Annotated in this window: 11 protein-coding genes; 7 read left to right on the top strand and 4 right to left on the bottom strand. The window is 30.9% G+C overall.

Translation table 11 applies throughout. The annotated features are described in order from the left end of the window. Positions 1 to 137: 137 nt before the first annotated feature. On the bottom strand, positions 138 to 479 hold the full coding sequence (locus VLB80_02200; protein HSC25008.1) for a DUF5674 family protein: 342 nt from the start codon (positions 477 to 479) through the stop codon (positions 138 to 140). A 171-nt stretch (positions 480 to 650) separates the two neighbouring features. Here VLB80_02200 and VLB80_02205 point away from each other — a divergent pair, with 171 nt between their 5' ends. Further along, a complete protein-coding gene (locus VLB80_02205; GenBank protein ID HSC25009.1) occupies positions 651 to 1,043 on the top strand; it encodes a hypothetical protein in 393 nt (130 codons plus the stop codon). A 288-nt stretch (positions 1,044 to 1,331) separates the two neighbouring features. Here the strand turns inward: VLB80_02205 and hisS are convergent, their stop codons facing one another. Continuing rightward, positions 1,332 to 2,600, bottom strand: coding sequence for a histidine--tRNA ligase (gene hisS, locus VLB80_02210; protein HSC25010.1), 1,269 nt, complete (start codon positions 2,598 to 2,600; stop codon positions 1,332 to 1,334). Between the two features lie 213 nt (positions 2,601 to 2,813). Between hisS and VLB80_02215 the strand changes: the two genes are divergently transcribed. The 5 genes from VLB80_02215 (at position 2,814) to VLB80_02235 (ending at position 7,794) form a co-directional block, all read left to right on the top strand. Then, positions 2,814 to 3,329 (top strand): hypothetical protein, encoded by a 516-nt coding sequence (locus VLB80_02215; protein HSC25011.1) that lies wholly within the window; start codon positions 2,814 to 2,816, stop codon positions 3,327 to 3,329. A gap of 130 nt (positions 3,330 to 3,459) precedes the next feature. Next, the gene (locus VLB80_02220; GenBank protein HSC25012.1) at positions 3,460 to 3,720 is read left to right on the top strand and encodes a hypothetical protein; all 261 of its coding nucleotides are present in this window, start codon (positions 3,460 to 3,462) and stop codon (positions 3,718 to 3,720) included. Between the two features lie 7 nt (positions 3,721 to 3,727). Beyond that, entirely contained in the window at positions 3,728 to 5,356 is a 1,629-nt protein-coding gene (locus tag VLB80_02225) for a penicillin-binding protein 2 (protein HSC25013.1), read from the top strand. A 10-nt stretch (positions 5,357 to 5,366) separates the two neighbouring features. Next, complete coding sequence (locus VLB80_02230; protein ID HSC25014.1) at positions 5,367 to 6,305, top strand: hypothetical protein; 939 nt, start codon at positions 5,367 to 5,369, stop codon at positions 6,303 to 6,305. Between the two features lie 64 nt (positions 6,306 to 6,369). Further along, on the top strand, positions 6,370 to 7,794 hold the full coding sequence (locus VLB80_02235; GenBank protein HSC25015.1) for a hypothetical protein: 1,425 nt from the start codon (positions 6,370 to 6,372) through the stop codon (positions 7,792 to 7,794). On the opposite strand, the gene VLB80_02240 is transcribed toward VLB80_02235, so the two are convergent. Further along, entirely contained in the window at positions 7,780 to 9,558 is a 1,779-nt protein-coding gene (locus VLB80_02240; protein ID HSC25016.1) for an ankyrin repeat domain-containing protein, read from the bottom strand. The two genes, VLB80_02235 and VLB80_02240, sit on opposite strands and share 15 nt — an antisense overlap. A 314-nt stretch (positions 9,559 to 9,872) precedes the next feature. Between VLB80_02240 and VLB80_02245 the strand changes: the two genes are divergently transcribed. Continuing rightward, positions 9,873 to 10,106: a DUF1653 domain-containing protein gene (locus VLB80_02245; GenBank protein HSC25017.1), complete on the top strand. Its 234-nt coding sequence runs from the start codon at positions 9,873 to 9,875 to the stop codon at positions 10,104 to 10,106. Positions 10,107 to 10,116: 10 nt separating this feature from the next. Here the strand turns inward: VLB80_02245 and VLB80_02250 are convergent. After that, a partial coding sequence (locus VLB80_02250) for a hypothetical protein (protein ID HSC25018.1) occupies positions 10,117 to 10,352 on the bottom strand: 236 nt, incomplete at its 5' end.

Consider the following 10,352-nt stretch of genomic DNA (forward strand, 5'->3'; position numbering starts at 1 on the left):
CTTTTTAGTGCATCATTACTGTATAATAGATCACCTCTATTTTTCCATCGAATTGCCCGATCTATATCACAACCAACATTAGCCATTTGTTCTACTAATGACAGTTCAAACCAACGACCTTCTGCAAGGCTTTTCATTTATTTAACCACCAAACGAGCAACAAGTTTTTTAATTTTATTTTGAAGTATTGTGTTATCTACACCACGTGTGCGATTTTCTTGCGAAGGTCTAATATTTATTACAGAATCAAACTCAATAAACATATCTCCTTCCAATTCAGGGTGAATATTAATTCCCCATAAATTTTCCTGCATAGATTCATTTTCTAACATAAACATCTCACCATCTGCATGCATTTCCATGTCAATAACCATAATTCCTTTTTCCACATCAACAACAGCTTTGACAATCCTATTATACATTTTTTCTGACATTTTTTTTAATTCGTCAAGAGTTACTTTTTCACATACGATCTGCATATTTTTCCTTATATAGTTATTTTATTAGTATAAATCGAGCAAAAATATTAGCAATAAGCGGTAAAAAATCTCAATTACATTGATTCTTTATTTTTTGCTACACATTGCTTTTAGAATATGCTATGCCTGAGATAATAAAAAGATGTCAAAGTAAAAAAGGAGTTTTACGTTATGATGATGGTTAATGAAAATAAATTAAATATGATATGGACCGTTTCAAAATATGTTTATGGACTTGTTCCAATATTAATAGGTGTTGATAAATTCTTTTTCTTAATCGTTAATTGGAATATATATGTTAGCTCTTTTGCTGCATCAATTATTCCTATTACTTATCTTGTCCCCGCTGTTGGTATAATCGAAATTATAGCTGGATTACTTATACTTACTAAACTACCTCGTTATGGCGCTTATATTGTTGCTGCATGGATTATGGTTATTATCATAAATTTATGGATGATTCCCAATATGTACGACATAATTTTACGTGATATCGCTATTGCATTTGGTTATATCATGTTTGGTCAACTAACCGAATTAAAAGAAACTGCAAACATACAATAAAAAACTATTAATACATTTTGTAAAAACTAGTTATAAAGAAGATATTTGATTGAGTTTGTTCTAGTTCATTACGCTATTTTTGTTAATTTTTCATACTCAAAAACTTCTGGTAATTCAGATGACATTTGCTCTGCTTATGCGGGATTGAGGTATGCAAAAAACCTCAATAGGGTAATCGAGTGTATATAATTGAAAATTAGAATTATAGATAGAAATTATTAAATAATCTATCTGAAACATTAATGCAAAAATCGGGGTTGCGTTTGCTGTATTATATGCAAATAATTTTTAATTGCGTATCGTGCATAATGTTGCAACAAGATCATTGCGTGGAATAGATGTTTCAACTCCCGTTACCATATTTTTAACAGCAACAGTACAGTTTTGCTCTTCAATTTCACCAATGATAAGAGCATAAGCTGCTCCAGATTTATTTACTTTACGCATCATACTTTTCATAGAACCTTCAAATAAAACATCAATGCATAGGTTATGCGCATGTAATTGATGAGCAAGTAACAATGCTGATGTATGTTGCGCGGGCGATATGGGAATGATTATATGCAAAACCGGCGGTTGTGGAATGTCGAGATTATCACGGACTGGTTCAAGGAGTAACATAAGTCGTTCAATACCAAATGCAGCACCAATAGCAGGTTTATCCTGACTGCCGCCGAGTTGTTTAACGAGTTGATTATAACGCCCACCGCCGCAAAAGGTATCTTGTCCGCCAATGTTTTTACTAACGAATTCAAATACTGTTTTATTATAATAATCAAGGCCACGCACTAATGTTGGTTGATATGTATAAGAAATAGACAATGCACATAATTGCTTTTGTAATTCTTGCCATTCTTGTATGCAACAATTACACATAGCATCAGCAATATAAGGAGCTGTACGATATATTTCTTGGCATGTAGAATTTTTACAATCAAAAATGCGCATGATATTGCGCTCTTTTCTTTCTTTACATTGCTCGCATATGTTTTCTTCAATAGTGCTTTTATCCATAAAATTTTTTAGTATAATAAGGTAGTTTTCACGATCTTGTGCACAACCTAAAAAGTTAATAATAAGTGCGTAATCATTTATTTTTAAAATTTCATGAAAAAAACAATCTAACATGGCAATAAATTGCACATCTTCTGAAATTGCCCCTGATCCAATTATTTCCATAGTAACTTGATGAAACTGTCGAAATCTCCCTTTTTGTGGTCGCTCATACCGAAACATAGGTCCATATGAAAATACTTTCCAGGGAGTTATATCAATATGATGTTCATTAAAAGCTCTAACAGTTGGTGCAGTTCCTTCTGGACGCAAACAGATACGATCTTCGCTATTTTTATGACGTGATTCTATCAAAAACATTTCTTTAGAAACCACATCAGTTTCAAGACCCAATGATCGATGAAATAAATCAACTGATTCTAAAATTGGCGTTTGAATTTCAGTAAAATGGTAATTAATAAGATGTTTTTTTACCGTATCAATAATGAAGTTGAATAAGGTACAATCTATAAAATCTTGAGTACCTTTGATGCGTGGAATCATAATAATCCTTTTGTAAATACTTTATTATATACTACTTTATTTACCGTTTTACATCAATGCACTACGAATTATCTGACAAATAAGGTTATCTATAGAATTAAATTGATTAAAAACCCTTTGTAGCCTATTTGACATAAATTCTATTTGGGGGCATTCTTGTATCTAATATCTAAGAAGATATCGTATTCAATAAATAATAGTAAGGATTAACTCATGACTACCAAGCAAATATCATTTTTTTCTTTTGTATTAGTTGCTATTATATTCTGCAATGAAATATTAACAAACAACAATATTACAGAAAATACAGAAGATATGGATTTAATTCTAAAAAGCATAGAAGAGGAATACCGAAAAGCCGAGGAAAAAAACTTTAATCTTGAGAAAGCATTACGAAGAAAAAAGAAAGAACTTAATGGTTATCAAATAGAAAATAATTATAAAAACTTATACAATAAATATATTCTTTGTCTTGATAAAAAAATTGAGGAACGCCAATCGTTACATTTTTGGCAATCCTTTACAGATGACTGTAAAGATACAAAAAAAGCTTGTGACGACGCTCAAAAAATATATAACGAGTATATTAAATCTATTAAGATAGATGAGAGTAAAATAAAAAAGATATGGATATTGCTAAGTGATATTAGAGAGGCTACTCGTTTTAATGATATTGATTCGTTAAAAGATATAGAACAAGAACTACGTGAGTATAATTCCTCTCATTAAACTTCTTATAAAAAACAGAATTAACGGAGCAAGATCTTATAAAATAATGTAAGATCTTGCTCATTTATTTTTCTCAACAATTGATTCTTAATATATTTCCCAATTAAGCTACGAGTAAATTGGGAAGCATATGAAAAAAAATTATTTTATTAGTTTCTTTATAGCTGTGCATATTTTATTTATCTTTTTACAGGTACATAAACACACTCTATTTATAAAAAATAGCTATAATCACCAACAATGCGAAAAACAGATAACCTTACTTACTGAAAAACAGCAAACCTTAACGCAGGAATTATACGTATTAAAAGATCGTGAAAGTATTAAAAAATATGCTCAAAATAAACTTAAAATGCACCCTTATGTACTTAGTCAAGTAAAAAAATTATGAACGGGTAATGATACAAAATTTTAAAGCTCGCTCAACAGTTATCTTTTTTCTCTTTATACTAGCATACCTATTGATTAGTATTAATTTATATGTCATTCAAATAAAACATCATGATTATTATAAAAAACTTGCTAAACAACAGTATCATGTTACCATTACCCAAACACCTCCGCGAGGAGTAATTTATGACAGAACTGGTCGTAATTATCTTGCAATGAATAAAGATTACCTTGCTGCTTTCATCCTACCAACTCAATTAACCAATAAACAAAAAACGCTGCATTTTTTAGATACACATTTCCCTTGTGCAATGAAACGATTTGAACATAATAAAAATAAATCATTTATGTTTATCAAGCGTAGGCTGTCCTTACAAGAAATTGAAATAATAACAACGGAGAATAATCCTGATATTTTTCTACTTTCAGAAGCAGGACGCTATTATCCTTTGCCATCAGCAAGTCCTATGATTGGATTAACTAATGTTGATAATAAGGGATTACTTGGTATTGAACTTTTATACGATAGTATGCTTGCGGGTAAACCAACTACCTGTCACTTGGAAAAAGATGCGCGCTCTGGATATTTTTATTTTAAAAAAGAAACAACGGTGCAGGGAAATGATAGCAATCCATTGCAACTTACTATTGATGCAGATTTGCAATTTTTAGCACAAGAAGCAGTAGAAGCAACAGTGGAAAAATTTAATGCTAAGGAAGCAGCAGTTCTTATCATGAATCCAAAAAATGGTGAAATAATTGTAATGCTTTCATATCCTTATTTTAATCCTAATAACTCACCCATCGCAAACATGGAAAATTTTAAAAATAAAATCATTACCGATGCGCATGAGCTTGGGTCCGTCATGAAAGTTTGTGCTGCTCTTGCAGCACTTGAAGAAGGAGTTATAACACCTGACGAGTTAATTGATTGCAAAAGTAGTCTCACAACGCAAATAGAGGGGCGAACTATTAATACGGTTAAAGCACACGGTATTATTCCATTTACTGATGTTATTGCATTATCAAATAATATCGGTATTGCTAGTGTTGCAAAGCGATTAGGGACTAAATTGTATGATCATTACCAACGATTAGGGTTTGGAAGTAAAACAGGAATTAAATTTTCTGGTGAAAATTCAGGATTTTTAAATCCACCAGAAAAATGGTCAAAGCAATCTATTATTTCACTTTCCTATGGCTATGAAGTTTCAGCTACTATTCTTCAACTTGCATGTGCTTTTTGCATTATTGCAACAGGATATAAAATTACACCAACATTACTTTGTTCTAATTTTTTACTAGGCAAAAAGCTTTATTCAGACACAACATTAGCTGCGGTTAAAAATATATTAGAAAAGACTACATTGTATGGTACGGCACAAAAGGCTGCAATTAAAGGATACCGCATTATGAGTAAAACAGGTACAGCAAATATGCTCATTGATGGTAAGTATAGCACTGAAAAAAATATTTATTCCTGTGCAGGAATCATTGAAAAAGATGACTATCAACGCGTAATTGTAACATTTGTTAAAGACTCACAACAAAAGGATATATATGCTTCAACAGTAGCTGTACCCTTGTTTGAATCAGTGGCAGAGCGTATGCTTATTCATGATGAAGTAATTTCTTAAGGAGACAATAATGAACAATTCAAATTCTTGTTTTATTCCAGCTGATGTTCCAGAAAAAAAACATGATATATTTATAAAAAACTATACTACCATTACCCGTCAAACTGATCGTCTATTTTTATTTTCATGTGATCATAAAATAGAGCATCTTAACAATGATTTCTACGGGCCAGAAATTAATACACAAGCTCTCCACCCTGAACATTTTTTTCGCATTGCTTCCCAAGGAAACATTGGTGCAATGGCAACACATCTTGGGCTCATTGCGCGATATGCAAAACAGTATACAACTATAAATTATATCGCAAAACTCAACGGAACCACAAATATTGTATCACATGAACAACGAGACCCACATGATGCTCTTATGTGGACGGTTAATGATGTTATTTCTTTACAAAATAATAATAACAAAATTACTATTGCTGGTATTGGTATTACTATTTATCTTGGTAATGAATACGAATCGCAACATCTTTCTCAGGCAGCTCATACCATTATGCAAGCGCATAGTGAAGGATTGGTTGCTATTGTCTGGGTTTATCCGCGTGGTAAAACAATCTGTAATGAAAATAATGCTAATCTTATTGCAGGAGCTGCTGGTGTTGCAGTATCATTAGGTGCTGATTTTGCAAAAATTAAGGCTCCAGAAAGTACAGAAATATTAACAAGTGCTCAGGCGTTGAAAATTGCTTCTGCTGCAGCGGGAAACACGAAAATTATTTGCTCAGGAGGCTCAATGATTGGAACACACGAATTTCTTGCTCATTTATATGATCAAATTCATATTGGTGATGCCTTAGGAACAGCAACTGGACGTAATATTTTTCAACGTTCTCTTGCTGAAGGAATAGCCCTTACTCACGCAATTTCCGCTATTGTATATGATAATGTTGATCTTAAATCAAGTATTATACTTTTAGATCAATTGTTATCAAAAACGATCTAACACGATATGCTCTTGAATTTATCCTAATCCTGTCCTAAGCTAGAGACAAAAAAGGATATTGTGCATGAAAAAATATATCGCGCTTTTGTCTATTTTTATTTTAACGCCAGGCATACAGGCTAAGCGTGAAGTAACAGCGCATTCATTTATGTATACTAAACCAGGGTATTATGATGTTGTTATGGAGCAATCATTATGGCATGATGTTGCATATAATAAATCACATCCATTCAAGGCGGGATTACAAGCGATTCCATTTTTTCAGCAGTCTAAACCTCTCAATAAAAATGCACGATATTTTCTCATGAATAACAAAACTGAACTTCTTGTATCTGGTGACAGCAATACTGCCGATAAAGAAATAAGAGATATACGCGCCGAATGGATAAATTTGCCAAGCAACTTTCGAGGTATACTGTCTATAAATCCAAAGCAACAACAAAAAGGATGTATGTTTGAATATCATCAAGATCTGCAATGGTTTGATATTCCTTTTTTACGAGATATGTACATTACTGTTTTTATGCCAATTTCTGAAACACATAACAGTATAAATCTTACACAAACAGATGTTATCAATGAAGGAAGTTCTTTTCCCCACAATATAATAGAGGCATTTAATCAACCAACTTGGTGTTTTAGTCGAATAAGTAATAAAAAAAAACGTATTGGGGTAGCAGAAATACGATTAAAAATTGGTACATCATATATATCCGAGGAATATTTTCAACTTAATTATTATACAGTTCTTGCTATTCCTACTGGTAATAAACAAAATGGTAAAACAATGTTCCAAGCGGTCAATGGAAATAACCATCATTTAGGAATTGGCGCAGGAATTAATATACAAGCACCACTAAACCGTGTTCTTACTGATTATGCGTGGTGTTTTTTTCTTGATCTTGAATCAGTTATCTTAATCAGAAACAAACAATATAGAACTTACGATTTATTTGGCAAACAGTGGAGTAAATTTCTTCTTGTTAACAAAAAAAATTCTGACGAAACAACCATTCCGCTAACTACCAATTTACCTGGTGTTAATTTCTTAACACAAAAAATTACCGCTAAGCCATTCAATGTCGTTGATTTTGCTCTTGGATGGCGACTAAACACTCATCAGTTTGAGGCAGAAATCGGTTATGGTATTTGGGGACATGGAAACGAAAGAACTAATCTTGATCAACCGTTTACAGAGGTTTTTGGTATTGCAGGAAGTGCTCCTGGTAAAACGGCGAGTAAAAGTACTATTGCATTTCAAGCAGATGATGACGATGATTTTGTACCGATTAATAAAAGTGATTTTAATCCACAATCGGGTGAAAGTTTTGGAGGATTTACTCAACGAGCATTTATGAGTATTGGATGGATTAATAAAGGAAATGTAGCTGATACTATTTTAGGTACAGGTTGGTCTGTTGATGTTCCATTTCATAATTCTTTTTTACAATTATGGAAGATATGGATAAAACTATCAGCAATATTTTAATGCTAAATATGCGATAATGAATGATATAATACTGCCTGTGTATTTTAAGATATATGGTATAATAATTTTATTGTCATTAGATTGATCTACCAGCAACTTTCTTGCTCTTTCTTTATTAGGTTGATCTACCAGCAACTTTCTTGCTGTTTCTTTATCCATACCAAAAGAATAATTATATGATTGCTGAATAATGTCATAGGCTGTTTCATTTTCATTGTTTTTTATAGTTGTATCTGCTTTATATTTTAGGAACAATTTAATAATCTCTATTTGTTTATCTTCATCTCTGTAATATTTTTTATTTGCTGCAAGCATAAGTGCCGTATTACCATTTTTGTCTTGTATATTTAGATCAGCCTTTGGAAGCAATAAGAGGATAATATCTTCTTTTTCACTTTTTATCGCATACATAAGCGCTGTGTCATGATTTTCATCTTTTATATTAACATTAATATTTTCATTATTAAGTAGAAGTGTAACAATCTTTTCATTGTTAGAATTTACATGATGTAGTAAAGGTGTTGTACCCATATTATTTCTTATATTTATATCTGCTCCATGATTGAGAAGTAGTGAGATCATAGATTCATTTTTAGCGTACATAAGAGCTGTGTTGCCATCTTTATCTTGCATGTTAATAGCAGCTTTTTCATTGAGTAGTAATGTAACAATCTTTTCATTGTTATAACATACAAATAATATTAAAGGTGTTGCTTGAATATTATTTCTTATATTTATATTCGCTCCATGATTGAGAAGTAGCGAGATCATAGATTCATTTTGAGCGTACATAAGAGCTGTGTTGCCATATTTATCTTGCATGTTAACATCAGCTTTTTCATTGAGTAGTAGTGTAACAATTTTTTCATTGTTAGAATGTACATGATGCATTAAAGGTGTTTCACCAGCATTATTTGTTTTATTTATATCTGCCCCGCGCGTGAGAAGCGATAAAATAATAGATTCATTGTGAGCATATATAAGTAATAATGAAAGTATATCCTTATCGGTATTGTTTTTAATACAATAAGAAATAGAATTTTTATTCTTATTGTCATTTGTATTTATATTGTTTATAGAGTTAATGAATAACAAAAAGATCTTTGGATTTTTAACATAACTAACAGCTGTTTTACCCTTACTATTTTGGATAGTGGGGTCAGCATTATGTTCAAGTAGCAATGAGACAATTTCTTCATTATTCTCTTTTACATAATGCATTAAAGCGGTTTTTTGTTTGTTGTTTATCTTATTGAGAGTTATTTGTTTGTTTTCATAACTTGAATTGAAGTGACACCGAGTGATAAGCGAGGCAAAGATTTCTTTATCTTGAGTGTACATAAGAGCTGTATTGCCATCTTTATCTTGTATTGCTATATTTGTTTCTTTTGTTAGTAATGATCTAATGAGGTTTTCGTTGCTTCCTTTTTTAAGATGATATATCAAAGGTGTTTCACCAGCATTATTTGTTATATTTATATTTATTTTATTTTTGATAAGTAGTGAGATCATATCGATATTCTTGGTATACATAAGAGCCATATTGCCATCAATGTCTTGTTCATTAACATTTGAGCCTGTATATAATAAATATGTAACTGTATCACTATTATTGCATTTTACATGATAGATCAAGGATTCGTTTTGATTGCTATTTATATTTTTTAACTGTTTTGACGAAACATCGGGTAGTTGTGCAGAAAAAAGTAGTACATGGTTTTGTAGATAGGTTAAAAAGAAAAATATTATTTTTAATTTATTCATAAGACAATATTCATATTATAATTATTATTATATTTATTTTAGGATAATTATATTTTTTATAATAGCGTCAACTATAAAATGTAGAAATTTTTAAGGGTGAAGCATAATCCTTTATATGATATACTGTTTTTGAACAAAAGTAGATCTTGCTAAAAATATTTTATATAAAAACCTATATTTATTTGAAAATAGAAGAAAAACACAATCAGCCTTATTACTGCAAAGTATTGTGTCGTTTTTGTTAGTTCCCGAGTACGATATATGGATATAAACACCTTAAAAAATACATTAATTTTTTATTATTATTGGAGATAATGATGCAACAGCTGATTGATCAAATAACACCAGGTGATGTTTGGCGGCATTATAAAAACAAAGACTATCGTATTATTGCTATCTCACGTTGTACAGAGGAGTTGAAGTGGTATGTTGTTTATGAAGCACTTTATGAAAATAGTATTAGTAAAATCTGGCATAGACCATTGGACATGTTTTTGGAAGAAGTAGAAGTTGAAGGTGTTTTTGTGCCTCGATTTACCCGGGTTTAATTATTTTTTTTTAAATAGTTGTTTGATAAATTTGAGAAAAACATAACATCAAACTCACGCAAGATATAATTATCCCACAACCAATTAAAGCATAATATAACGGGTAATAATGAGTATTGAGTGTAGATTTATTAGAATCAACTGAATTATTGTTTTTAGCAGTATCATCATTATTATAATTTTTACTAAGAGGTATTTCTTGTATTTTTTCAATATAATATATATAATGTGGGTCTTTATTATCTA

The organism is Candidatus Babeliales bacterium, from assembly GCA_035455925.1.
GTDB lineage: Bacteria > Babelota > Babeliae > Babelales > Vermiphilaceae > SOIL31.

Coding starts and splice junctions, on each gene's coding strand:
- VLB80_02225 (HSC25013.1), top strand. CDS start 3,728: ATGATACAAAATTTTAAAGCTCGCTCAACAGTTATCTTTTTTCTCTTT.
- VLB80_02240 (HSC25016.1), bottom strand. CDS start 9,558: ATGAATAAATTAAAAATAATATTTTTCTTTTTAACCTATCTACAAAAC.
- hisS (HSC25010.1), bottom strand. CDS start 2,600: ATGATTCCACGCATCAAAGGTACTCAAGATTTTATAGATTGTACCTTA.
- VLB80_02245 (HSC25017.1), top strand. CDS start 9,873: ATGATGCAACAGCTGATTGATCAAATAACACCAGGTGATGTTTGGCGG.
- VLB80_02235 (HSC25015.1), top strand. CDS start 6,370: ATGAAAAAATATATCGCGCTTTTGTCTATTTTTATTTTAACGCCAGGC.
- VLB80_02200 (HSC25008.1), bottom strand. CDS start 479: ATGCAGATCGTATGTGAAAAAGTAACTCTTGACGAATTAAAAAAAATG.
- VLB80_02220 (HSC25012.1), top strand. CDS start 3,460: ATGAAAAAAAATTATTTTATTAGTTTCTTTATAGCTGTGCATATTTTA.
- VLB80_02230 (HSC25014.1), top strand. CDS start 5,367: ATGAACAATTCAAATTCTTGTTTTATTCCAGCTGATGTTCCAGAAAAA.
- VLB80_02215 (HSC25011.1), top strand. CDS start 2,814: ATGACTACCAAGCAAATATCATTTTTTTCTTTTGTATTAGTTGCTATT.
- VLB80_02205 (HSC25009.1), top strand. CDS start 651: ATGATGATGGTTAATGAAAATAAATTAAATATGATATGGACCGTTTCA.